The sequence below is a fragment of the Paenibacillus sp. J22R232 genome, from assembly GCF_056269165.1.
The window spans coordinates 41,452-65,333 of record NZ_JBWDNK010000021.1; the positions used below are offsets into that span (position 1 = coordinate 41,452).

The window sequence follows — 23,882 nt, forward strand, 5'->3', positions numbered from 1 at the left end:
CAATTAGGAGGATTTTATAATGAACAAAACAGACTTGATCAACAACATTGCAGAAAAAAGCGGTTTGACTAAACGTGACGTTGAAGCAGTACTTAACGGCTTCTTGGGCGAAGTAACCGATGCACTTGCAGGCGGAGACAAAGTACAATTGATCGGCTTCGGTACTTTCGAAACTCGCAAACGTGCTGGACGCACTGGCCGCAACCCGCAAACAGGCGCTCCAATCGAAATTTCGGAAGCAAAAGTTCCTGCATTCAAAGCAGGCAACAAGTTGAAAGAAGCTATCCAATAATCTATGCGATTAGATAAATTTCTTAAGGTATCCCGGCTGATCAAACGCCGTACCGTTGCAAAGGATGTTTCCGAGCAAGGACGCGTATGGATCAACGGCCGCGAAGCGAAAGCAAGCAGCGCCGTGAAAGCAGGGGATGAGCTCCAAATCCAATACGGCCAGAAAATCGTCACCGTACGTATCGAACGCACAGCGGAGACGACCCGTAAGGATGAAGCCGGAGAGCTTTATACCTTGGTGAAAGAAGAACAACGCCAGCGCGAGAACACGCTCGACTGGGAGAAACCGCAATAACAACGAGGCTGCCTACAAGCATAATACTTGTAGGCAGCCTTTTTTTTTGAAATATAGGAAAGGATATGATTTCGCAAACTTTCTCTATATTTCTACGCCAAACGTAAGCTTGGCCGCCAGAGGACGGCTTTAGCTGTTTACGCTTGACGTATAGGAAAGGATATGAATTTGTTCATCCTTTCTCTATACGTTTCGCCGAAACGATGGCATCTATAGAAAGGACGCCGTCAGGCGTTTCTTCTTAGACGCAGAACTATTTTTCTAGTTATCCTCTTTTAGGTGTTTCAATCATTTCGATTCGGTTTACATAGTCGGAGGACTCTTTCATGAATGTTTTGCAGCTCCCTATTCCTGAGTATCGACGGAAGGGCTTTTATTTGATTGGTCATGCCCTTTCGTTATTTTTCAAAAATGCGCTGCCTATTTTGTTTATCGTAGCCTTTATTGCTTTGCCGATAGAAGCGATCAAAAATTATTACTTTTTCGAACCGGATGACAGTGCGCTGTTTTTCCCGGATAATCGAATGGATAATTTCGTTAACCTGCTGTTTCTAAGCGCGATTACGCCAATGGTCGTTCACTACATCCTCGGTAGAATGACGGAAACGGGTACAGGTGCGGGGATTAAACCGTCATTGTTATGGGGCTTGAAAAAATGGCCGCGCATGATCGTGTACAATTTTCTGCATAGCGCGATTATCGTTGCAGGTATTATTGTATTTGTCATACCGTGCCTGTTATTTATAGTGTGGCTCATGCTGCTCCCGATTATCGTTTCTGTTATGGATACTTCACGCGTTAACCCGATGACGATTAGCCGTGACATGGCGCGCAAGCGTTACTTCAAGCTTGTCTTGTACGGGCTGGCTGCGTTTTTAGCATTAGCCGCTCTCATAATCGCCCAAGGCTTGCTTTTTTCCTTTTTCGTGAGCCAGACTTGGATTACTGCTACGCTGTTTGATGTCTGCTTTAGTTGGATATACCAATTGGTAACTGTAGTCTTGCTGCTAGTCTTCCTGCAAGTGAAGACAGAGAGAGACGATCAGCCGCAGGATGCGATCGAACAAGCGAGTTAAGTTCTAATTCTCGTCACCGCCCCATAAGCTAGTCTTAACATATAAGGCAGGTTAAGCTTTGTGCTTGCCCCTCTCTTATATTCAACGCAAACCGCATGCCGCGCCGCTTCAGGCCTGCAGGCAGCCGTTTGCGCCTAGACATGTTAAGGAAGCGGAGGACGAGTCTATGGTTGACCAAGGCAAGGGGCAGAAGCGTCAGGAAGTCAAAATGCTTAATCGAAAGCTGCTGGAGCTTACGGGCGTCGTGAACGTAGAGAGCTTCGACAGCGAGGAGTTTTTACTTGAGACAGAGCTTGGCTTCCTGGCGGTAAAGGGCCAAAATTTGCATATGAAGCATCTCAGCCTCGAACAGGGAATGGTGGCAATTGAGGGGCTTGTCCATTCGCTCGCCTATATGGATGGCAGCAATGCCTCGGCCAAATCCAAGGGATTGTTCGGGAAGCTATTTAAGTGACGCTTAGTATGCAGTGGTTGACGATGGCTGTCATGCTGCTGTCGGGCCTTGGCATGGGAACGGTATTCGACGGCTATCGGGTCGTAACGAATGAGCTGCGGTTCCCGCGCTGGTGGCTCCCGGTGCTTGACGTCATCTATTGGATTGCGGCGGGGCTAATTGTCTTTCGGGTACTGTACGCCAGCAACAATGGCGAGGTGCGGGCGTACGTTTTTATCGGACTGGCTATCGGCATCGTCATCTATTATTTTCTGCTTAGCAGAATCGTCATTGCAATCGTGAAATGGATGATTGGAGCGGTGAGGAAGCTAATCGGATTTATTCTCAAATGCTTGCATATTCTTGTCGTAAAGCCTATTCTGCTGCTCTACAAAGTGCTGATGGTTATTTTTGCGTTTGGGTCTGCGCTCACTATTTTCATCTTAAAAATTGTGATACAATTAGTCCGTCCATTTTGGAAATTGTTTGTTTGGATGGCAAGACCAGCCACCCGGCCGCTTGGCCGCTGGCTATCGCGTTATGCATCCAAATGGCAGCTGAGCGAGAAAGCCAGCAGAATGGGACAACAAATCGCTCGATTGTGGGGCAAATGGTTTAGGAGGTAACACCGCTCATGGCAGCAGCAACAGCAGCAGATAATAAAATGCCAGGGAATGCTGGCACGAAACGCCGGTTTAAGCTTTGGATGATGTTCATCGTGCTATTTATGGGCTGGGCGGCGTATACGATCTTTGGCCAGATGCAGCAGAAGAATGCTACAGGCGTCAAGCTAAACGCAATTCAGAGCCAGATTGATGCATCGGTGCAAGAAACCGAAGCGCTCAAACGTCAAGTTGAACGATTAAACGACCCAGAATATATTGAACAGCTAGCAACCAAAGAGCAAGGCATGGTTAAGAAGGGCGTACAGCAAATTTTTAGTGACTAAATAGGGCTCCGAATCGGGTGAACGTCTGTTGACCTTACTCGAACGGTTCGGTTATAATCACGTTAATAGCGTTTTCGCAAAACTTTTAGCATATGCTTATGAACTCAGTTTTGCTTCGCATAACTTTTAGGGAGGAACATTTTATTTTATGGCAATTGAAGTGGGCGCTAAGTTAGAAGGAAAAGTGACAGGCATTACGCATTTTGGGGCATTTGTCGACTTGTCGGGAGGTGTCACGGGTCTTGTTCACATTTCGGAAATTGCTGATAATTACGTCAAAGACGTGAAGGATCACCTGAAAATCGACGATGTCGTGAAAGTTAAAGTGATCAACGTGGACAAAGACGGAAAGATCGGACTTTCCATTAAGCAAGCCATTGACCGGCCAGAAGGCCAACCAGCGCCACAACAACGCGAGCGTCATAGCGGAGGCGGCGGTGGAAGCACTGGCGGTAGTGGTGGTGGTGGTGAACGTTTCAATCGCGGCGGTGGTGGCGGTGGCGGCGGACGTCCCTTCAACAAGCAATCGGCTGGCAGACCGGCATACGGTAAACCGTCATTCGAGGATAAAGTGTCACGGTTCCTGAAAGATAGCGAAGAACGCATCTCCTCTTTGAAGAAGAATACGGAGGGCAAACGCGGCGGACGCGGTGCCAAGCGAGTATAAGCTGAATCGTCATAACACTATACATGGAGCAGAACCTAACCGGTTCTGCTCTTTTTGCGAATATAAGACTTTATAGGTTTCACGCGATCAAGTATTCTACTATTTCTACGCGAAACGTAAGCTTATCCGCCAGAGGACGGCTTCAACGGATTACGCTTGGTTCATTGGGCATATCTGCTTGATCCATTAAGAAAGCGCTTACTGAATGCTGTCGAAGCGAGGGAAAAAGCGTGCATATAGAACGTGATTCCTTGTATTTGCTACGCTTTTGCACGGTCAATGTCGTTTAAACTTTGATGCTACGCTTGAAAAAAATACTTTTCTCTCATCCTCCTTCATTCCCGACACGATCTAACGTCCTTTCGCCACTATATGGAAAGCAGTCGACACAGAATTTGTTGGCACATACAAGCTAGGCGGATATGGACGAGCCACGGTAATCGTATACGGGGCGCATGTTTAGAAGCTTATTCCTATGCGCCGCAGAGCCGATTATTTTTGTCGGAAAAAATTTTTGGACGTGTTACGTTAACTGACAAACTTCATGCGGACAACCTCCTATAATGAAAAACACATTACATTCGGAAATGGTGGTGTCTGCTCATGGAAAAGGAAAACGCGGTTGTGCTTCCCGGTGTGAAACGGACTGGTTTAGCTAGAGCGATGATGCAGAAAGGGCGGGAGTGGGCGGCTGCACGCCGGTTCATTCAAGTCATTTTGGCCAAAAAGTGGACATTTTTACTCGTAGGCGTAGCTTTCTTACTTGGAAGAGCGGTTATTCTCGAATCGCTGATGCCGTTCGCAATTGCATACTTTGCGGTCATTTATTTTATGCGGAGGGATATTTATCCTTGGGTGGCCATCTCTCTTGTGGCAGGCAGCTGGCTGGCGGCTGATCCGGCGCCTATGTGGATTGCGATGGAAATCGCGGTGCTGTTTCTATTCTTGAAGGGGCTTGAGGCGTATGAGAGAGCGGAGCTTTCTTCGGCACCGATACTGGTATTTGCATCTACGATATTGGTGCAGATGTTTAGCGTCTTTATTGGGGACGAGCTGAGCTGGTACAATTTCATGCTCGTTGTGGTAGAAGCTGCTCTCGGTTTCGTGCTTACGTTGGTGTTCATCCAAGCGATCCCCGTTCTGACGATGACAAAGAAATCCGCCTCGCTCAAAAACGAAGAAATCATATGCTTGATGATTTTGCTCGCCTCAGTCATGACGGGGGCTGTCGGTTGGGTGTTTTACGGACTGTCGGCAGAACACGTAATGTCGCGTTATATGCTGCTTCTGTTTGCTTTGGCGGGAGGAGCACCGCTTGGCGCTTCGGTTGGTGTGGTTGCAGGACTCATTCTAAGCTTGGCTGACTTTGGCGCAGTCGTTCAAATGAGCTTACTCGCTTTTGCGGGATTGCTGGCTGGCCTGCTGCGTGACGGCGGCAAAATGGCGGCGGCTTTCGGAATGTTGCTTGGCACATCAATTTTATCCATATATGTAGGGAGCCAGGCCGATGTTATGAGCTCGACCTGGGAATCGGTAGCAGCCGCTACGCTGCTTATGATGACGCCGCGAAGCATGATTCGAACGATATCCCGTTATGTTCCGGGCACGAATGAGCATGCAAAATCGCAGCATGATTACGCGAAGCGGGTGCGCGAGGTTACGGCGGATCGCGTGTCGCAATATTCGGAGGTGTTCAAGCAGCTTGCTCGGAGCTTTGGCCAGCTTAACAGCAGCGCAACAACTTTAAACAAGGAAGAAGAGATCGGCCACTTTATGAATGCGGTTGCCGAGCGAAGCTGCGCAAGCTGCCATCGGCAAAATGCTTGTTGGGAGGACAAGTTCTTTCATACGTACAAAATGATGACGGATATGATGACGGTTGTGGAGGAGGACAGGATTCCGTCTGCCAAGGAAATGCCTAGGGCGTGGTCCGCGCATTGCGTGAAGGCCTCGCAGGTGCTTACCGATATGACCCAGCAGTACGAGCTATATCAGAATAATATGCACTGGAAGAAGCAAATATTCGACTCACGCGAACTTGTAGCCGATCAGCTGCAAGGGGTGTCGCAGGTTATGGAGGATTTGGCGAAGGAAATTAAACGGGAGGGGCAGACGCTGCATTTGCAGGAGGAACAAATTCGTGAGGCGGTGGAAGGGCTGGGGTTATCGGTTCAAGGCATCGATATCGTAAGTTTAGAGGAGGGAAATGTAGATATTGAGGTGTACCATTCGTTCGGACAGGGCTATGACGAATGCCGTAAAATCATCGCACCGCTGCTTAGCGACATATTGGGCGAGCATATAGCTGTAAAGTCGGAGATTCCGCCAACGAGGAACGGTGAGCCTACGCTGGTGGCTTTCGGATCGGCGAAGCAGTATGAGGTAGAGACGGGTATCGCCGGGGCTGCCAAGGGAGGAGATCTGCTGTCAGGAGACAGCTTCAGCATGGTTGAGCTGGGCAATGGAAAATTCGCCGTGGCGATTAGCGACGGGATGGGAAATGGTGAGCGGGCAAGGCAGGAAAGCAGTGCGGCGCTGTCGATTCTGCAGCAGCTGCTGCAGTCGGGCATGGATGAGAAGCTGGCGGTGAAATCCGTGAATTCGGTATTGCTGCTGCGCTCATCCGATGAAGTATTCGCTACCGTCGATTTGGCGATCGTAGATTTGTACACGGCACAAACGACGTTTATGAAGATAGGTTCTACGCCAAGCTTTATCAAACGAGGAAATGAGGTTATTCCCATTACGGCCAACAACCTGCCTATCGGCATTCTTCAAGATATCGACGTTGATTTTGTTTCCATGCAGATGCAGTCTGGAGATACGCTAGTCATGATGAGCGACGGAATATATGACGCGCCTGGATTGGCGGTCAATAAGGAGCTGTGGATGAAACGGATAATAAGCGAGCTGGCAACGGATGATCCGCAAGAGATGGCAGACGCGCTGCTCGAGAAAGTAGTTCGTCACCATAATGGCGAGATCGTTGACGATATGACTGTGCTTGTGGCCCGGATTGAGAAGCACTTGCCAGAGTGGGCATCGTTCCGTTTTCCCGGCGTGACACGCATGGAGCGGCCGAGGACGGTTAGTTGATGGTTATGTAGAAAATAGAGTAAAATGGGCGGCACTTGAACGGTGAGCTGGTGCGCGCTTTCGGATGATCAAGATCAAGCCTTTTGTTCGTCGGCTTATTTACGGCTGGCGGCCAAGAGGCTTTTATTCGTTTGCTCGGCTTATGGAGAAAATGAGGGTTATGGCGGGTTGCTCCTATTACTCTATACCACGGCAGCGAACCGATGAAACAGGGTCTATGCTACTATTTAGCATACATAATGAATAAGCCGATGAAAGATATAAGGAACATATACATACATATTGAGCGGCAAGTGCCGAATTAAAGACGGAATATCGATCTTTTGCTAGTCTAGTTGTTTATCCCTCTCAAAAAAGGCAAAGCTAATAGAAAGGCTGAGGCGAAGCCTAAGCTTACGAAGCTGTGCTTGATTCTCAAACACGAAGCCTAAGCTTACGAAGCTGTGTTTGATTCTCAAACACAAAGCCTAGGCTTACGAAGCTGTGTTTGATTCTCAAACACTTGAGGAGGGTAAACGATAATGAAACAAATATTGTTGATTACGGATGGCTGTTCGAATGTGGGGCTTAGCCCGGTGGTGGCGGCCGCGCATGCACAATCGGAGGGAATATCGGTTAATGTGGTCGGCGTGCTCGATCACGGGGATGTGGGAGAGCTCGGCGCTGCGGAGATTGATGAGATTGCGCGGGCGGGCGGCGGACTCAGCAGAATGGTCAATATGCGCCAGCTGTCTCAGACCGTGCAAATGATGACGCGCAAGACCGTGGTGCAGACGATTCAACTCGCGGTGCAGAAGGAATTGAAGCAGGTGCTGGGGAACTCGTCGATAGAGGCGCTGCCGCCGGAGAAGCGCGGCGACGTGGTGCGCGTTATCGATGAGCTCGGAGAGACATCAAGGCTCCAAGTGGCTCTGCTGATCGATGCCAGCGCCAGTATGAAGCCGAAGCTTGCGGCCGTAGAGGATGCTATCCATGATTTGATGCTGAGTCTTCAAGCAAGGCAAGGGAAAAGCGAAATATCGGTTTTTCATTTCCCAGGCTCCAGGCATGGCGACGACTGCATATTGGACCTCGATTGGACGAGTCACCTAAACGGCATGCATGCCATCTTCCCGAAATTGCAGATGGGCGGAACGACACCTACAGGTCCTGCGATTATGCATATTGTTGATTTTTATCGCAAGGGCGATTATGGTAGACAGAGCAGAGATGAAACGGATGGGATGATGAGTGACTACGTCGTTTAAGGTTGACCTTCGCCGCGGGATGATGGTGACCGGTAAGTGGAAGCAGGGGAGATACCGGGTTGAGAGGTTGCTTGGCGAGGGTGCGAACGGTAAAGTATATCTCGTACAGCGCGACCGCAGCTGGTATGCGATGAAGCTTGGTATCGATGCGCTTGAACTTCAGTCTGAGGTTAACGTTCTGCAGTCCATAGCCAAGCAGAAACAGCAAGGACAGGAGTCCTATTTATTTGACGTGGACGATTTATATGGACCGGACGGCAAAGAATATCCTTTTTATGTAATGCGGTATGTGTTGGGCTCCAAAGCTGACGACTTCTTGAAGCGGCAAGGCGCAGAATGGTTTCCGCTGGTAGGCCTTAATTTGCTAGGGAAGCTGGCGAAGCTGCATCAAGCAGGTTGGGTGTTTGGCGATTTGAAAGTGGAGAATGTGCTGGTTGCCGATTATGGGCATGTCGAGCTCGTAGATTATGGCGGCGTGACGGCACTAGGCAAGAGCATCCGACAATTTACGGAGATCTATGATCGTGGTTATTGGAATGGTGGCTCCCGCTCTGCGGACCCGCAGTATGATATTTTTTCATTCGCGGTCTTGTGCATACAGCTGCATGAGCCAAAGCGGCTGCAGCACTTAACAGTAGAGTTGTTGCCGCAGAATCGCTCTGCCGGGGAGCTTATGCAGATCGTGGAAAACAGTTCGGCCTTGAAGCCTGTTGCAGGGTGGCTGCGGAGGGCATTCGCCGGTCAATTCACGGATGCGGGCGATGCTTCAGCAGCATGGCGTTCATTGATGCATAGGCGTGATACCCATAGATCCTCCTCGACGCCTTTCTGGCTAAAGGGGCTTGCGGCCGCTTCCGCGGTGCTGTTAGGAATATCGGTATATTGGCTGCTGCGTAACATGATGTAGCGGCAGCCTGGAAATGAAGGTGAGGTATTACCTATGAATTTGCAGATGGAACTGGAGAAGGAAGCAGAGACCCGGGGGTTTTGGTCACCTGGCGATTGCGTCATTGTTGCAGTTTCCGGCGGTCCAGACTCCATGGCGCTTCTGCATATGCTTTCTTCTATAGCAAAAAGAAGTCAAATCACCGTTATTGCAGCCCACGTTAATCATGGTTTTCGCGTGGAGGAGTCCGCGCGTGAGATGAAGGTCGTTCAATCCTTTGCGGAGCAGCTTGGCGTCGTTTTTGAGTCGGTTACGCTCGATATGCCGGCTTATATAGAAGAAACGCGCATGAACGGGCAAGCTGCGTCGCGTGAGCGGCGATACGCATTCTTGCATCAAATTGCCAGTCGCTATCATGCCTCGCGCATTGCGCTTGCACACCATGCGGATGATCAAGCCGAGACGGTGCTGATGCGGATAGTCAGGGGAGCCGGTTTAACGGGACTTGCCGGTATGGCTTTAAAAAGAAGAGAAAAAAACGTGGAACTTATTCGTCCGCTGCTTCGTATGAACAAGTCAGACCTTCTGCGTTACTGCGAAGAGCATCATATTCCTTACTGCACGGATAGCAGCAACAAGGAACGCTATTATTTCCGAAATATCATTCGGCTAGATATTTTGCCTTATCTGTCCAGACATAATCCGCAGCTTTCCCAATCGCTTCAGCGGCTTGCCGAAGTGGCGGGTGCGGAAGATGATTGGATGGAGAAACAAACCGATGCATTATTTGCGCAGCTCGTAACGTTATCCCCCAATGAATGCGCGATTAGCTGCCTCGATTTGCGCGGTCTCCACGTCGCTTTACAAAGGAGATTGATTAAACTAATATTAAGTTATCTTTCTAAGGAAACGGAAAAGATATCCTTCGAGCAGATTGAGACGATGCGGCTAGCCGCTTCCGCGCATGCGCAGGCAACTTGGCGTACGGATGCTGGCGCCGGTATTCGCTGTGTTCGCGAGTACGATGGGATGCGTTGGGTTCGTGAATCCCAGCTTTCGTCAGGAGAGGCAAGCGACTATTGGTATGAGGCGGTTTTGGATGAGAATAGCCTTGCTGTTGTACCGAGCGGCTGGACGTTTGAGTTTGTCCGATCGTCCGCGAGTGACGACTGCAAACCCGTTTCACGCTACGAGGCCTGCTTTGATGCTTCGGAGTTAACGTATCCGCTCGTCGTTCGAAATCGGCGGCCGGGCGACAGAATTCAAGTTTTAGGATTAAATGGCTCGAAAAAAGTGCAAGATATGTTCGTTGACGAGAAGATCGCACCGTTGAAGCGAGAGCTTTATCCGCTCTTGTTCGACGCGGCAGGGAAATTGCTCTGGGTTCCCGGCATCCGCAGATCGAGTCACGCGCTTACGAACGAGCACACCAAGGACGTGTTATTCATAAAGGCGCGGAGCGAATAAGAAGCACTGGTACACTCATAAACATAGTTAAGGCGTAGGGGGATTTCTACTTTGCAGAACGATATTCAAGAAGTATTGTACGACGCGCAGCAAATCGGCGATAAGGTAAAAGAGCTTGGCGAGACGCTAAGCAAGGATTTCGACGGGCGCAACCCGCTCGTTATTTGTGTTTTGAAAGGCGCGTTTATTTTCATGGCCGACTTGGTTAAGGAAATTACAGTGCCGCTCGAAATCGATTTCATGGCTGTGTCCAGCTATGGACAATCAACCAAATCTTCCGGAGTCGTGAAAATCATCAAGGATTTGGACGTCTCGGTTGAAGGCCGCGATGTGCTTATTGTTGAGGATATTATCGATAGCGGGCTAACGCTCAGCTACCTGATTGATGTTCTGGAGCGTCGTAACGCGAAGTCGGTTACGGTTGTAACCTTGTTCGATAAGCCGGCTCGCCGCACCGTTGAGCTTGAGGCTGACTACAAGGGATTCACGCTGCCTGACGAGTTTGTTGTCGGCTACGGTTTGGATTTCGCGGAAAAATACCGCAATCTCCCTTATATCGGCATTTTGAAGCCGCAGGTTTATGAGAAATAGTTGCGATTCACCCGTACATGCCCTTCTCCGTACACCTCTATTGTTATGGAAAGTCATGATATGGTAAAATATTTTAAGCGTCTGAGAGGAGGTTGGGGATGAATCGGATCATCCGTAATACTGGTTTTTATTTAATTATATTTTTGGTGACCGTTGGGATTTTTCAATTTATCAGCAGCCAAAATAACACGACCGTTGGATTGCGATACGACGAACTCGTAAATGCGATTGAATCAGGAAATGTTAAAGAGTTAAGTCTTAAGTACGAGAACCAATCTTATTTTGTTTCCGGTAAATATAAAGTGAAGCCTGCAGATGCAGAAAACGATCAATTCGTATCGAGGACGGGCATTAGCGCCGAGTCTAAGATTGCCGAATGGTCGAAGCAGTACGGCTTTGCTTATGAAACGAAGGAAATGGATCAACCTAGCATCTGGCTAACGTTCCTCACCTCCATTATTCCGTTTGTTATCATCTTTGTCCTGTTCTTCTTCTTAATGAATCAAGCGCAGGGCGGCGGCGGCAAAGTGATGAACTTTGGCAAGAGCAAAGCGCGGCTTTACGACAACGAGAAGAAACGGATTACGTTTGATGATGTAGCCGGGGCTGACGAGGAGAAGCAAGAACTCGTCGAAGTGGTGGACTTCTTGAAGGATCCGCGGAAATTCAACTTGGTTGGTGCTCGCATACCTAAAGGCGTATTGCTTGTGGGTCCTCCAGGTACAGGTAAAACCTTGCTTGCCCGTGCAGTAGCCGGTGAAGCAGGCGTGCCGTTCTTCAGCATTTCGGGTTCTGATTTCGTTGAGATGTTCGTCGGTGTCGGCGCATCCCGTGTTCGCGACTTGTTCGAGAACGCGAAGAAAAACGCTCCTTGTATTATCTTTATCGATGAGATCGATGCTGTAGGCCGTCAGCGCGGCGCCGGACTTGGCGGCGGCCATGACGAGCGCGAGCAAACGCTCAATCAATTGCTGGTTGAAATGGATGGATTCGGCGCTAACGAGGGAATTATTATCGTTGCGGCAACTAACCGTCCGGATATTCTCGATCCAGCCCTTCTTCGTCCGGGCCGTTTCGACCGTCAAATTACGGTTGACCGTCCAGATGTGAAAGGCCGCGAAGCGGTATTGAAAGTACATGCGCGCAACAAGCCGCTAGCTAAGGATGTTAAGCTAGAGGTTATTGCGAAGCGCACAACTGGCTTTAGCGGAGCAGATCTTGAAAACTTACTTAATGAAGCGGCGCTGCTTGCTGCACGTCGGAACAAAAAAGATATCGCGATGGTTGAGGTTGACGATGCGATTGACCGGATCATTGTCGGTACGGAGAAGAAAAGCCGTGTTGTCAGTGATCGCGAGAAACGAATTGTCGCTTACCATGAGGCGGGACACACAATTGCAGGCTTCTTCTTGGAGCATGCGGATATGGTTCACAAAGTTACGATTATTCCTCGCGGACGCGCTGGCGGTTACGTCATAATGCTGCCGAAGGAAGACCGTATGCTTGTAACGAAGCAAGAGCTTCTCGATAAAATTACGGGCTTGCTTGCTGGACGCGTTGCGGAAGAGCTCTTTATTGGAGAGATTGGAACGGGCGCTTACAGCGACTTTAAACAAGCAACAAGCATCGTACGCGCAATGATTATGGAATACGGTATGAGTGACAAGCTCGGACCGATGCAGTTCGGCAGTTCGCAAGGTCAAGTGTTCCTTGGCCGCGATATCGGGCATGAACAGAACTACTCGGATGCCATTGCCTATGAGATCGATCAAGAAATGCAGTCCATTATTACGGGCTGTTACGATCGTGCGAAGAAGCTATTGTCCGAGAAGAGCAAGGAAATGCATTTGATTGCCCAAACGCTGCTTAGCGAAGAGACGCTTGAGCTTGAGCAAATCAAACGTTTAGTCGAAACAGGTTCTTTGGATGGCTCGTCTTCCTCCGACGGAGCAACGGATACGGTTGAACCGACAACGGAGCCGATTGTAGAAACGATTGGCGACGTAAAGGTCCGGATCCAAACTCGTGATCAGGATGAAGTGAAGGGTCCAAGCTTGGAGAAACGCGACAACACAGACGAACCAGATAAGAACGAGTAGATTATTGGAGTTAATGGCTAGCTATAGTCGTTCTGCTACTTGTAAGAGTAGCGGGACGACTATTTTTTACTTTATTAATGTTCGGATTTAGCCTATAATACGAGTATAAACCACAAGCGGAAAAACAAGAAAGCTAACGTGAAGGTTTATATTTTTTTGGCCGTATATTACATAAATGTTACATCGAAATGAAAATGATGATTTTGTGTCACGAAACCTGACGTTAAATCATTGACGTTTATTTTTTTGTAACTATAATGAAATAATAGCGGCCGGTATCAGCAAGAATAAGAAGGTATAACAGGGGTTGCACTGCTTTAACAAAACAAGAAGCAAGGGAGAGAACACGCATGAAAAAAACATTTAGTCTTATGCTCGTGATGATGATCGCGTTGACACTTGTGTTGTCGGCTTGTGGAGCAAAGAATAACAATGAGGGCGGAACAAATGCCGGTACCAATGAAGGCACTAAGGTAGAGTCCGACGGAACGGGCAAAGACTTCAAAATCGGTATGGTAACGGATGTCGGCGGCGTACATGACAAATCCTTTAACCAAAGCGCATGGGAAGCTCTTGAGACTGTAACAGCCGAAACGGGTGCTACAACAAAGTTCCTAGAGAGCAAAGGCGAAGCGGACATGGAGCCAAACCTGAACAGCTTCGTTAAAGAAGGGTACAACCTGACTTGGGGTATCGGTTTCCTGTTCAACGATGCGCTAAGCAAAGTGGCAAAAGAGAACCCGGATGCTAAGCTTGCTGTTATTGACAGCGTAATTGAAGCGCCAAACGTGGCTTCGATTACTTTTGCTGAGCACGAAGGCTCCTTCTTGGTAGGTGTAGTTGCAGGGCTGATGACGAAAACAAACAAAATCGGTTTTGTAGGCGGAATGGAAATTCCGGTTATCAAAAAGTTTGAAGCTGGTTTCAAAGCAGGCGTTGCTGCTGTTAAGCCGGACGCTAAAGTTGAAGTTAACTACACAGGCGACTTCGGTAAGCCTGACCTTGGCAAATTGGCTGCTGCGACGATGTACGATGGCGGAGCAGATATTATTTTCCACGCAGCCGGCGGAACGGGTAACGGCGTATTCAATGAAGCGAAAGCACGCAAAGACAATGGCGATGCCGTTTGGGTTATCGGCGTAGATAAAGACCAATCACTTGAGTTCGGCGATGAAATCACGCTTACTTCGATGATGAAGGGCGTAGAAGCTGCCGTTCATAAAGTATCCAAGGACTTGATCGCAGGCAACTTCGCAGGCGGTACAACGCAAGAGCTTGGCTTGAAAGATGATGCTGTAGGCTTGCCGGATACGTCTTCCAAGAACGTCCCTGCTGATGTACTTGAAAAAGTGGCAGAATACAAAGCGAAAATCGTTAGCGGCGAAATCAAAGTACCTACTGAATAGTTTTCGCTACTCCATGGTATCCTTTGTTTGAGGTTCGTTCGCAGATTGCATCAGACAAGACCGGCTTCGGCCGGTCTTTATTCTTTTTTATTTTAAGAAATATGTGTATAATGTGCTTGCGCTACATGTTTTTATAGCGGCAGAACCGGGGAGATGATAAGGAATGGACCGGAGCTTAACGGCAGTACAGTTAAAAGGAATAACGAAACGGTTTCCTGGGTTGGTAGCTAATGATTCCATTAATTTCGAGTTGAAAAAAGGCGAAATCCACGCATTGCTTGGCGAGAACGGTGCAGGCAAATCAACACTGATGAATATTTTGTTCGGTTTATATCAGCCTGATGAAGGCGAGATTTGGATTAACGGGCATCAGACGGTTATCGAGGGTGCTTCGCGGGCAATAGAATTAGGTATCGGAATGGTGCATCAGCATTTCAAGCTCGTACAACCTTTCACGGTTGCAGAGAATATTGTGCTCGGCAATGAGCCCGTCAAAGGGTTGAAAATTGACTATAAGCTTGCAAATGAGAAGGTTCGGACAATTTCTGAACGTTATGGTCTGAAGGTAGACCCTCAGGCGCGAATTAAAGATATTACGGTCGGCATGCAGCAGCGCGTAGAAATTTTAAAAACGTTGTATCGCGGAGCGGAAATCGTTATTTTTGACGAACCGACAGCCGTATTGACCGTGCAGGAAATTGAAGAGCTCATTGAAATTATTCGGAATCTTGCCGCAGAAGGCAAGTCGATTATTATCATTACCCATAAGCTGAAAGAGGTCATGGCCCTTGCGGATTCCGTAACCGTAATTAGACGCGGCAAGGTGATCAAGACCGTCACAACCGATGAAACGAATGAACAGCAGCTTGCTGAGCTTATGGTGGGCCGGGACGTTTCTTTTGAAGTGAAGAAAACAAAACGCGAGCCTGGCGAGGTTATTCTTGCGGTGGACAACCTGCAGATGAAGGGCGAGCAAGGGAAAAACGTATTGAACGGCCTTAATTTGAATATTCGGGCAGGAGAAATTCTTGGTATCGCAGGCGTTGACGGCAATGGGCAAAGCGAGCTTATTTATGCGATTACGGGGATGCGGAAGGTCGATGGAGGCACTGTTAAGCTGAATGGGCGCGATATGACGAATCATTCGCCACGAGATGTATCAGTTGCGGGCGTAGGTCACATCCCGGAGGACAGGCATAAGCATGGCCTCGTGCTAGACTTCAGCGTCAGCGAAAACATGATCCTCAATACGTATTTCGAACCTGAGTTCGGAAAGACAATGTTCATTGATTATAAAGCGATGGATACGCTCTCGGATAAGCTGGTCAAAGAGTTCGACGTCCGCTCATCCGGTATCCATACGTATGCGCGCGCGCTGTCTGGGGGCAATCAGCAAAAAGCGATTATCGCGAGGGAATTGCACAAGGATCCCGATCTGCTCATTGCCGTGCAGCCGACGCGGGGGCTTGATATCGGTGCGATTGAATACGTGCATAAGCGTCTAGTACAAGCCCGGAATGAGGGTAAGGCGATTCTGCTGGTCTCTTTCGAGCTTGATGAGCTTTATGCTCTGTCCGACCGCATAGCGGTTATGTATGAAGGCAGGCTGATGGGCGAGGTAGACGCGGAGCAAAGAGACGATCAACAGTTGGGCCTTATGATGGCCGGCAACCAGGCAACAGCCGAAGGGAGGGGATAGCGCGCATGGAAACGTTGAGAAAAATATTTAGCAAATCGTCTATCCTCATACCTTTGGTTGCGATTGTCCTCGGACTAATTGTAGGAGCAATTGCGATGCTGGCGGGCGGATACAATCCGGTTCTTGCCTATTCGTCACTGCTTGATAAGCTGTTCAGCACGCCTTACAATCTTGGCGAAGCAATACGAGCGATTACGCCGCTCATATTTACCGGTCTTGCGGTATCGTTTGCATTCCGCACCGGGTTGTTCAATATCGGGGTAGAGGGTCAGTTTGTCATGGGTATGACAGGCGCAACGATCATAGGGGTTTTGCTCGATCTACCGTGGTACATCCACGCTCCGCTTGCCATCATAACAGGCGCGGTATTCGGCGGCTTGTGGGCAGGCATCGCGGGTTATCTGAAAGCGAAACGCGGCGTTAACGAGGTTATTTCCTCCATCATGCTCAATTGGATTGCATTGTTTCTATCGAACTTTATCGTAGCGAAGTTCCTTGTAGAGAAGGGACAACAGAAATCGATGACGGTTCATGAATCCGCCATGGTCAAAATCGATTGGCTGATCAAGCTGACGGATAATGCACGCATGCACTGGGGAACGATCATAGCGGTCGTCTGCGTCATCGTATTTTATATCGTACTTTGGCGTACGAAGCAAGGCTATGAGCTGCGTGCGGTTGGCCACAATCCCGATGCAGCGCTGTATGCGGGAATGAATGTCAACGTAACGATGGTGAAATCGATGTTCATAAGCGGCGTGTTCGCAGGGCTTGGCGGGGTTTTTGAAATTCTTGGTGTATTTGGCAACCAGACTGTGATGGCTGCTTCTCCTGGTTATGGATTTGACGGTATCGCAGTAGCGCTGCTTGGCGGAAATACTCCGATAGGCGTTCTGCTTGGCGCTGTTTTATTCGGCGGGCTAAGCTACGGCTCAGCCGGTATGAGCTTTGGTGCAGGCGTTCCTCCGGAGGTTGTTCGCATCGTAATCGGCGCCGTCATTTTCTTCGTTGCTTCGCACGGATTGGTGAAGTGGTTCCTTAAGCCTTTTCTAAATAAACGTGCGAGCAAGCGGAAGGAGGCGGCGTAGATGAACGTACTCGATATTATTGGACAGCTCATAAATACAACGCTTGTCTTTTCTACCGCGCTGATCTTTACGGCGCTTGGAGGAATGTATTCGGAGCGCTCGGGTGTCGTTAACATCGGTCTTGAAGGCTTAATGGTGTCAGGCGCGTTTGCTGCGGCTGTCGCTACCGAATATGCGATTCAAGCGGGTCTTGGCAGCGTTTCGCCGTGGATTGGTTTTATCGCGGCAGCCATCTACGGCATGCTGTTCTCGTTGCTTCATGCGATATCGACGATTACGTTTCGGGCGGATCAAACGGTCGTGGGCGTCGTTATTAATATTTTATCGTTAGGTTTATCCCTTTACCTGACAAAGAGCCTGTACGCGGGCTCGGGGCAGACACCATTGCTTGAAAATGTGTTCCATAAATGGCAGATTCCGTTTCTATCCGATATACCGCTGCTTGGCAGGGCAATTTTTACCGCTTACCCAACAACGTATATCGCGCTTGCCCTTGCCGTTATCAGTTACTTCATTCTGTTCCGTACCCCATTCGGGCTGCGTCTTCGCGCGGTTGGCGAGCATCCAAGCTCGGCGGATACGGTAGGGATTAGCGTAACAAAGTATCGTTATATCGGGGTTCTTCTTAGCGGAGCACTAGCCGGTCTCGGCGGCGCGACGGTTACGTTGACCACGACAAGCAGTTTCGCGCATAATACGATTTCGGGCCAAGGCTTTATCGCGCTTGCTGCTCTGATATTCGGCAAATGGAATCCGCTTGGCCTAGTAGGCGCGGCCATGTTCTTCGGTCTCGCACAAGCGCTCAGAAGCTTTATGCAGCGATTTGAATTCGCACAGCAAATTCCGGCAGAGTTCTTCTATATGCTGCCTTATGTATTGACCTTGATCGTTCTAGCGGGTGCCGTTGGCCGTTCCAATGCGCCTTCTGCGCTTGGTCAGCCATACGATCCAGCAAAACGTTAATGGATGACAAAAGTCTCTTTCCCTTGAGGAGAGAGACTTTTCTATTTATATAGAAGTGCTTCCGATCGCACCTGCATAATTGCCTAATATCGCCATATTAGGCTAGGATCGTCGAAATGGCTCGGATTTTATGCTAAGAAAGCCCGTTTGCTGCGAATGCTGCCCGGATACAGCTATAAGAAAAATTAATTTGAAGCAGCGGGCCTAAAAAGGGCTTTCACGCATTGACAGTAGCATCTACCGCGTGTAAATTAAAACTTAATCAAATGAATTTATCCCTTTTGGTTTAAACTATAGGTAAGCGACTTTCTAAGTTTGTGCATCAATTCACAAAGTTGAGCTTGCCGTATAACGGAATGGGTACACCCCCATCCCTCATAAGAGGAGAGGATCTACTGTGGAAGCACTGGCGCTGGAACGCAAAGCGGAACAAAACCGCGAGCTGCGTGAACGGTTGTTACAGTTGAAGAAAGAACGGAATGCTATTATTCTAGCTCATTATTATCAGCGTGATGAAATACAAGAGGTAGCGGATTTCCGCGGCGACTCCTTTTTGCTAGCGCAGAAGGCAGCCCAGACGGATGCTGACGTTATCGTTTTTTGCGGCGTTCACTTCATGGGTGAGAGCGCTAAGATTCTTGCACCTAACAAAACGGTTATTATTCCCGATGAGCGCGCCGGTTGCCCAATGGCAGACATGGTCAGTGTTGATGGTTTGCGCAAGCTGAAAGCGCAGCATCCGAACGCAAAGGTCGTAACCTACATTAACTCGTCTGCAGAAATTAAAGCAGAGACGGATATTTGCTGTACGTCAGCAAACGCGGTTAAGGTCGTGAATTCGGTTGAGGGCGATGAAGTGATTTGGGTACCTGATAAAAACCTTGGCCACTATGTGCAGCAGAACACCGATAAGAAGATGATTATCTGGGAAGGCTACTGCAACACGCATGACATGCTTACGGTAAAAGACGTAGAGGAAATGAAAGCGAAATATCCGAACGCACAGTTTGTTGTCCATCCGGAGTGCCGTCCCGAAGTTGTGGAGCTAGGTGACTTTGTCGGCAGTACAACAGCTATTATCAAATATTGCAAGGAATCCGATTGCCAAGAATTCATCGTAGGCACGGAGGACGGAACTGGCTACCAGCTGCGTCTTGACAGCCCGGGCAAGACCTTCCATTTTGCATCCAAATACTTGGTTTGTCCGAATATGAAGGTAAATAATTTGAAAAAGCTTGTGAAAGCTTTGGAAACGATGCAGCCACAAATTTACGTACCGCCTCATGTTGCGGATCAAGCCCGTCTTTCCTTGGAGCGCATGCTGCTTGTGAAGTAAGAAACGCTGCTTTTATGCTCGCAAGATTAGCTTCGCTGCAAATTTATGCCTATATTCCATGAAAAGACGTAAGCAGACGGCAGTGAGCCGGGTTTCACCGTTTACGCTTGGGGGAGCCATGATGATTCCTAGATATTTAGTAGATGTGCAGCTAAGTGAGCTGCCGGTTGTTGAAAAAGATGTCATCGTAATCGGGGCCGGCATTGCCGGTCTTTTTACCGCTATACGGGCAAGCGAGAACAATTCCGTACTTATGATTACGAAAAAATCGCTGCTCGACAGCAATACAAGGTACGCGCAGGGCGGTATCGCCGCCGTTATATCGGACGAGGATTCCCCTGCTTACCATAGACAAGACACGCTTATAGCGGGGGCTGGACTATGCTCGGATGAAGCCGTCGATGTATTAGTTCACGAGGGTCCGAAAGGCGTTCGCAGCCTAATTAAGATGGGAACGCAATTCGACTTGGAGAATGGCGAGTTTGCGCTGACGAAGGAAGGCGCTCACAGCCAGCGTCGGATTTTGCATGCCAATGGTGATGCTACCGGCTTCGAGATTGTTCGGGCTTTATCGGAAACCGCGGTTGCGAATGACCAAATCGAGGTGTGGGATGACCATTTTGTCATCGATTTGGTTACGCAAGACGGCGTTTGCTGCGGAGCCATCGTACAAAAACCAGGCGGACAGCGTTTATTCGTGAAAGGCAAAGCTGTTATTCTCAGCTCAGGCGGAGCCGGACAGCTGTACCGCTATACGACCAATCCGGAGGTCGCAACAGGTGACGGCATTGCCATGGCATACCGTGCCGGTGCATACATACAGGACGTAGAATTCATACAATTCCACCCCACTTCGCTTTGTTACCCTGGGGCGCCGAGATTTTTGATTTCGGAGGCAGTCCGGGGCGAGGGTGCTTTTCTTCGCAACATTAAGGGAGAACGATTCATGGAGCGTTATCACGAGCAGCTAGAGCTGGCTCCTAGGGACGTTGTTGCGCGCGCAATCGTCAGCGAAATGGAAGAGACGAAGTCAACCTTTGTTTACATCGATATTACGCATGAATCACCGGAGATGGTCAAGCACCGTTTTCCTACTATATACGAATACTGCTTGAGATACGGCCTTGATCTGACCTCGGATTGGATCCCGGTAGCGCCAGCCATGCATTATATGATGGGCGGAGTGAAAACGGACTTAAATGGAGAAACAAACATTAAGCGTTTGTTCGCCTGCGGAGAGGTTTCATCAACCGGCGTTCACGGGGCTAATCGGTTGGCTAGCAATTCGCTGTCTGAAGCGATCGTGTTTGGCAGGAGAATCGTTAAGCGAATCGAAGAGCTTTCGGAAAACACCGTTATCCCCGTTATCGACAAAGATACGGAGCGCAGCAGCACTTCGATTCAAGCGGTCGTCGAAAGACGGCTTAAGCTACAAAAAATAATGGTTCGTTATGCAGGCCTGCGCCGAGATGCCAAAGGCTTAATCAAAGGGCTGGAGGAATTGAAGCGCCAGCTTCCCATTTATCAGTCAGTGCTTACTGAGCGCGAGGAATATGAATTTGCCAACCTGCTCACATGCGCTTTGCTGACTACGGAGGCTGCGCTCTCCCGCGAGGAAAGCCGCGGAGCGCATTACCGTGAGGATTTCCCGGCTCGCGACGATGAAATGTGGAGAAAGCATACGGTGTTACACCGTCTATATGGACTGACGGAGGAGCGAATAGAGAATGTTTGAATGGGCGGCAGGCGGATATGATATAGCGGTGCGCGAGCAAATTCGCGGCTGGCTTGCAGAGGATATTGGCAGTGGAGACATCACGACAGAGACGACTATACCTAGGGATTCACGTTCTAAGGCTGTTATACATGTCAAAGAAAACGGCATTATTGCTGGAATTCCAATCGCTAAGCTTGTATTCGAGGTTGTGGATGCATCACTTGAATTCCAGCCTCTCGTTAACGATGGGGATCCTGTCGTCAAAGGAACCGTGCTTGCTACAGTAGAAGGCAGTACGCACAGCTTGCTAATAGGAGAAAGACTAGCGCTTAACCTGATGCAAAGGCTGTCCGGCATTGCGACGAAGACGGATGCGTTTGTCCGTGCGCTTGAAGGCTTGCCGGTAAGACTAGTTGATACGCGCAAAACGACGCCAGGCCACCGCATGCTTGAGAAATACGCAGTGCGCGTAGGCGGCGGAGCCAATCACCGCTTCGGCTTATATGATGCAGTTATGATTAAGGATAACCATATTAAGGGATCAGGCGGCATTCGTGCTGCTGTTGAGGCTGCTCGCAGCAAAATTCCCCATACGATGAAAATTGAAGTGGAGACGGAGTCGCTGGAGCAGGTTGATGAAGCGCTCGCTTGCGGAGCGGACATTATCATGCTGGACAATATGGCTCCGGCTCTGATGAAAGAAGCCGTAGCCCAAATCAAGCAGGCATCTCCCCATGTTATCGTGGAAGCGTCAGGCGGCGTTTCATTAGAAACCATTAAGGGTATTGCAGATTGTGGCGTCGATGTCATTTCCGTTGGAGGATTGACCTATTCCTTCCACGCGCTGGACATTAGCTTGGATTTGAATGCGAAGAAGGGTGGGGAATTACTTTGATCCTCGTCATTGACGTCGGAAATACGAATATTGTACTAGGCATTTACAAAGGAAAAGAGCTTCTTCATCATTGGCGTCTTAGTACGAACCGTTCTGCGACGGTAGATGAATACGGTATAAACATCCACAACCTGTTTCATTATGCGGGCGTGAAGCTTGAGCAGATGGAAGGGGTCATTATTTCCTCCGTGGTGCCTCCTTTAATGCGGACTCTGGAGCAGCTATGTCTGAAATATTTGCGAAAAATCCCTTTAGTTGTAGGTCCTGGAGTGAAAACCGGATTGAATATCCGTTATGAAAATCCGCGCGAGGTCGGCGCCGATCGCATCGTTAATTCAGTGGCGGGTATCGTTAAATACGGATCGCCGCTTATTGTCGTTGATTTCGGTACGGCAACGACATTCGACTATATTGATGAAGGCGGCAACTACTTAGGCGGGGCGATTGTTCCGGGCATAGGGATTTCAACTGAAGCGCTTTACCAGCGTGCGGCTAAGCTGCCGCGTATTGAGCTTGTTAAGCCGAAGAGCGTCATTGGAAGAAATCCGGTTACATCGATGCAGGCGGGCATTATTTTTGGCTACGCGGGGCAGGTAGATGGCATTGTTAAACGTATACGCACCGAATTCGGTGTTTCACCGCGCGTAATTGCCACTGGAGGGCTTGCGGAGTTAATTGCCGCTGAATCGGAAACGATAGAAGAGGTCGATCCGCTGCTGACCCTAGAAGGTCTTCGAATCATATATGAACGCAATCAGGAGGGATTATAATGGATAATCAGCTGAAGGACGTGCTGGTGCGAGGAACGGCATGGGGCGGTAAAATACGGGTGTTCGCGGCTCGCACGACTCAGCTCGTTGAGGAGCTCCGACAAAGGCATGATACCCATCCAACGGCTACGGCCGCCCTTGGTCGGACATTGACGGCAGGAGCCATCATGGGAGCCATGCTGAAAGGGCAGGAGAAGCTGACGATTCAAGTGAAGGGTAATGGGCCGGTCGGCCAAATTGCCGTTGATGCGAATGCGGAAGGCGAGGTTCGCGGCTACGTTGACAATCCCCACGTGCATTTGCCTAGCAATGCGCAAGGGAAGCTGGATGTAGCAGGCGCAGTCGGGAGCAGCGGATATCTCCATATTACAAAGGATTTGGGGATGAAGGAGCCGTATCGCGGCAGTGTGCCGATCGTTTCGGGCGAGCTCGGTGAAGACTTTACTTATTATTTCGCCATTTCAGAGCAGACGCCATCCGCTGTTGGATTAGGCGTGCTGGTGGATACGGATAGTCATGCCGTGCTGGAGTCGGGCGGATTCATCGTTCAGCTTCTGCCTGGACTATCGGATGAAGAAATAACGCGGCTGGAGCAAGCGATAGCGTCCCTGCCGCCTGTGACGACCTTGCTTTTCGAAGGTGAAACGCCTGAGGGCCTGCTTCGCCGAATCGTTGGCGATAACGAGCTTCATATACACGATACCATGGATTTAAAGTTCCAGTGCTTTTGCTCATCCGAGCGCGTGGAGCAGACGCTTCTTAGCTTAGGAGAGCATGAACTGCAGCAAATTATAGATGAAGACGGAAAAGCGGAAGTCGTTTGCCAATTTTGCAACGAAGCGTATACATTTGAACGGGCTCAGCTGGAGCTGCTGCTTGCTCAAGCGAAACCGAAGCCGATCCAATAAATT

Annotated in this window: 22 protein-coding genes; all 22 read left to right on the forward strand. The window is 49.3% G+C overall.

The window, feature by feature from the left end; all coding sequences use genetic code 11:
• Nucleotides 1-19: 19 nt before the first annotated feature.
• A complete protein-coding gene (locus AC0YN3_RS30315; protein ID WP_053373361.1) occupies nucleotides 20-292 on the forward strand; it encodes an HU family DNA-binding protein in 273 nt (90 codons plus the stop codon).
• 3 nt (nucleotides 293-295) lie between these two features.
• Nucleotides 296-586 (forward strand): RNA-binding S4 domain-containing protein, encoded by a 291-nt coding sequence (locus tag AC0YN3_RS30320; RefSeq protein WP_183571266.1) that lies wholly within the window; start codon nucleotides 296-298, stop codon nucleotides 584-586.
• A gap of 326 nt (nucleotides 587-912) precedes the next feature.
• A complete protein-coding gene (locus AC0YN3_RS30325; protein WP_475778630.1) occupies nucleotides 913-1,662 on the forward strand; it encodes a hypothetical protein in 750 nt (249 codons plus the stop codon).
• 166 nt (nucleotides 1,663-1,828) lie between these two features.
• Nucleotides 1,829-2,116, forward strand: coding sequence for a sporulation protein YabP (gene yabP / locus AC0YN3_RS30330; RefSeq protein WP_475778631.1), 288 nt, complete (start codon nucleotides 1,829-1,831; stop codon nucleotides 2,114-2,116).
• A complete protein-coding gene (gene yabQ / locus AC0YN3_RS30335) occupies nucleotides 2,113-2,721 on the forward strand; it encodes a spore cortex biosynthesis protein YabQ (protein WP_475778632.1) in 609 nt (202 codons plus the stop codon). The genes yabP and yabQ overlap by 4 nt, the downstream gene beginning before the upstream one ends.
• A gap of 8 nt (nucleotides 2,722-2,729) precedes the next feature.
• Nucleotides 2,730-3,044, forward strand: coding sequence for an FtsB family cell division protein (locus tag AC0YN3_RS30340; RefSeq protein WP_475778633.1), 315 nt, complete (start codon nucleotides 2,730-2,732; stop codon nucleotides 3,042-3,044).
• Between the two features lie 148 nt (nucleotides 3,045-3,192).
• The gene (locus tag AC0YN3_RS30345) at nucleotides 3,193-3,711 is read left to right on the forward strand and encodes a S1 domain-containing RNA-binding protein (protein WP_076271298.1); all 519 of its coding nucleotides are present in this window, start codon (nucleotides 3,193-3,195) and stop codon (nucleotides 3,709-3,711) included.
• Nucleotides 3,712-4,314: 603 nt separating this feature from the next.
• Nucleotides 4,315-6,807: a stage II sporulation protein E gene (gene spoIIE, locus AC0YN3_RS30350; RefSeq protein ID WP_475778634.1), complete on the forward strand. Its 2,493-nt coding sequence runs from the start codon at nucleotides 4,315-4,317 to the stop codon at nucleotides 6,805-6,807.
• A 521-nt stretch (nucleotides 6,808-7,328) separates the two neighbouring features.
• Entirely contained in the window at nucleotides 7,329-8,054 is a 726-nt protein-coding gene (locus AC0YN3_RS30355; RefSeq protein WP_475778635.1) for a vWA domain-containing protein, read from the forward strand.
• On the forward strand, nucleotides 8,038-8,961 hold the full coding sequence (locus tag AC0YN3_RS30360) for a protein kinase domain-containing protein (protein WP_475778636.1): 924 nt from the start codon (nucleotides 8,038-8,040) through the stop codon (nucleotides 8,959-8,961). Before AC0YN3_RS30355 ends, AC0YN3_RS30360 begins: the two co-directional genes overlap by 17 nt.
• A gap of 33 nt (nucleotides 8,962-8,994) precedes the next feature.
• Nucleotides 8,995-10,407: a tRNA lysidine(34) synthetase TilS gene (gene tilS / locus AC0YN3_RS30365; protein ID WP_475778637.1), complete on the forward strand. Its 1,413-nt coding sequence runs from the start codon at nucleotides 8,995-8,997 to the stop codon at nucleotides 10,405-10,407.
• A 51-nt stretch (nucleotides 10,408-10,458) separates the two neighbouring features.
• Nucleotides 10,459-10,998 carry a hypoxanthine phosphoribosyltransferase gene (gene hpt, locus AC0YN3_RS30370; protein WP_475778638.1) on the forward strand — a complete coding sequence of 180 codons (540 nt, stop codon included), beginning with the start codon at nucleotides 10,459-10,461 and terminating at the stop codon, nucleotides 10,996-10,998.
• A gap of 98 nt (nucleotides 10,999-11,096) precedes the next feature.
• Nucleotides 11,097-13,097: an ATP-dependent zinc metalloprotease FtsH gene (gene ftsH / locus AC0YN3_RS30375; protein WP_475778639.1), complete on the forward strand. Its 2,001-nt coding sequence runs from the start codon at nucleotides 11,097-11,099 to the stop codon at nucleotides 13,095-13,097.
• Between the two features lie 350 nt (nucleotides 13,098-13,447).
• Complete coding sequence (locus AC0YN3_RS30380) at nucleotides 13,448-14,503, forward strand: BMP family lipoprotein (RefSeq protein WP_475778640.1); 1,056 nt, start codon at nucleotides 13,448-13,450, stop codon at nucleotides 14,501-14,503.
• 163 nt (nucleotides 14,504-14,666) lie between these two features.
• The gene (locus tag AC0YN3_RS30385) at nucleotides 14,667-16,202 is read left to right on the forward strand and encodes an ABC transporter ATP-binding protein (RefSeq protein WP_475778641.1); all 1,536 of its coding nucleotides are present in this window, start codon (nucleotides 14,667-14,669) and stop codon (nucleotides 16,200-16,202) included.
• 5 nt (nucleotides 16,203-16,207) lie between these two features.
• Nucleotides 16,208-17,290, forward strand: coding sequence for an ABC transporter permease (locus tag AC0YN3_RS30390; protein WP_475778642.1), 1,083 nt, complete (start codon nucleotides 16,208-16,210; stop codon nucleotides 17,288-17,290).
• Nucleotides 17,291-18,253 (forward strand): ABC transporter permease, encoded by a 963-nt coding sequence (locus AC0YN3_RS30395; RefSeq protein ID WP_475778643.1) that lies wholly within the window; start codon nucleotides 17,291-17,293, stop codon nucleotides 18,251-18,253.
• A gap of 397 nt (nucleotides 18,254-18,650) precedes the next feature.
• Nucleotides 18,651-19,589 carry a quinolinate synthase NadA gene (nadA, locus tag AC0YN3_RS30400; RefSeq protein WP_183571296.1) on the forward strand — a complete coding sequence of 313 codons (939 nt, stop codon included), beginning with the start codon at nucleotides 18,651-18,653 and terminating at the stop codon, nucleotides 19,587-19,589.
• A 121-nt stretch (nucleotides 19,590-19,710) separates the two neighbouring features.
• Nucleotides 19,711-21,324 carry an L-aspartate oxidase gene (nadB, locus tag AC0YN3_RS30405; protein ID WP_475778659.1) on the forward strand — a complete coding sequence of 538 codons (1,614 nt, stop codon included), beginning with the start codon at nucleotides 19,711-19,713 and terminating at the stop codon, nucleotides 21,322-21,324.
• Entirely contained in the window at nucleotides 21,317-22,201 is an 885-nt protein-coding gene (nadC, locus tag AC0YN3_RS30410) for a carboxylating nicotinate-nucleotide diphosphorylase (RefSeq protein ID WP_475778644.1), read from the forward strand. The genes nadB and nadC overlap by 8 nt, the downstream gene beginning before the upstream one ends.
• Entirely contained in the window at nucleotides 22,198-22,971 is a 774-nt protein-coding gene (locus tag AC0YN3_RS30415; RefSeq protein ID WP_183571299.1) for a type III pantothenate kinase, read from the forward strand. Before nadC ends, AC0YN3_RS30415 begins: the two co-directional genes overlap by 4 nt.
• Nucleotides 22,971-23,879, forward strand: a complete 909-nt coding sequence (gene hslO / locus AC0YN3_RS30420) for an Hsp33 family molecular chaperone HslO (RefSeq protein WP_475778645.1) — start codon at nucleotides 22,971-22,973, stop codon at nucleotides 23,877-23,879. The genes AC0YN3_RS30415 and hslO overlap by 1 nt, the downstream gene beginning before the upstream one ends.
• The last annotated feature ends 3 nt before the right edge of the window (nucleotides 23,880-23,882 follow it).

Bases quoted from the DNA above. Each gene is read 5' to 3' on its own strand.
- AC0YN3_RS30315 (WP_053373361.1), top strand. From the start codon at position 20: ATGAACAAAACAGACTTGATCAACAACATTGCAGAAAAAAGCGGTTTG.
- AC0YN3_RS30320 (WP_183571266.1), top strand. From the start codon at position 296: ATGCGATTAGATAAATTTCTTAAGGTATCCCGGCTGATCAAACGCCGT.
- AC0YN3_RS30325 (WP_475778630.1), top strand. From the start codon at position 913: ATGAATGTTTTGCAGCTCCCTATTCCTGAGTATCGACGGAAGGGCTTT.
- yabP (WP_475778631.1), top strand. From the start codon at position 1,829: ATGGTTGACCAAGGCAAGGGGCAGAAGCGTCAGGAAGTCAAAATGCTT.
- AC0YN3_RS30340 (WP_475778633.1), top strand. From the start codon at position 2,730: ATGGCAGCAGCAACAGCAGCAGATAATAAAATGCCAGGGAATGCTGGC.
- AC0YN3_RS30345 (WP_076271298.1), top strand. From the start codon at position 3,193: ATGGCAATTGAAGTGGGCGCTAAGTTAGAAGGAAAAGTGACAGGCATT.
- spoIIE (WP_475778634.1), top strand. From the start codon at position 4,315: ATGGAAAAGGAAAACGCGGTTGTGCTTCCCGGTGTGAAACGGACTGGT.
- AC0YN3_RS30355 (WP_475778635.1), top strand. From the start codon at position 7,329: ATGAAACAAATATTGTTGATTACGGATGGCTGTTCGAATGTGGGGCTT.
- tilS (WP_475778637.1), top strand. From the start codon at position 8,995: ATGAATTTGCAGATGGAACTGGAGAAGGAAGCAGAGACCCGGGGGTTT.
- ftsH (WP_475778639.1), top strand. From the start codon at position 11,097: ATGAATCGGATCATCCGTAATACTGGTTTTTATTTAATTATATTTTTG.
- AC0YN3_RS30380 (WP_475778640.1), top strand. From the start codon at position 13,448: ATGAAAAAAACATTTAGTCTTATGCTCGTGATGATGATCGCGTTGACA.
- AC0YN3_RS30385 (WP_475778641.1), top strand. From the start codon at position 14,667: ATGGACCGGAGCTTAACGGCAGTACAGTTAAAAGGAATAACGAAACGG.
- AC0YN3_RS30390 (WP_475778642.1), top strand. From the start codon at position 16,208: ATGGAAACGTTGAGAAAAATATTTAGCAAATCGTCTATCCTCATACCT.
- AC0YN3_RS30395 (WP_475778643.1), top strand. From the start codon at position 17,291: ATGAACGTACTCGATATTATTGGACAGCTCATAAATACAACGCTTGTC.
- nadB (WP_475778659.1), top strand. From the start codon at position 19,711: ATGATTCCTAGATATTTAGTAGATGTGCAGCTAAGTGAGCTGCCGGTT.
- nadC (WP_475778644.1), top strand. From the start codon at position 21,317: ATGTTTGAATGGGCGGCAGGCGGATATGATATAGCGGTGCGCGAGCAA.
- hslO (WP_475778645.1), top strand. From the start codon at position 22,971: ATGGATAATCAGCTGAAGGACGTGCTGGTGCGAGGAACGGCATGGGGC.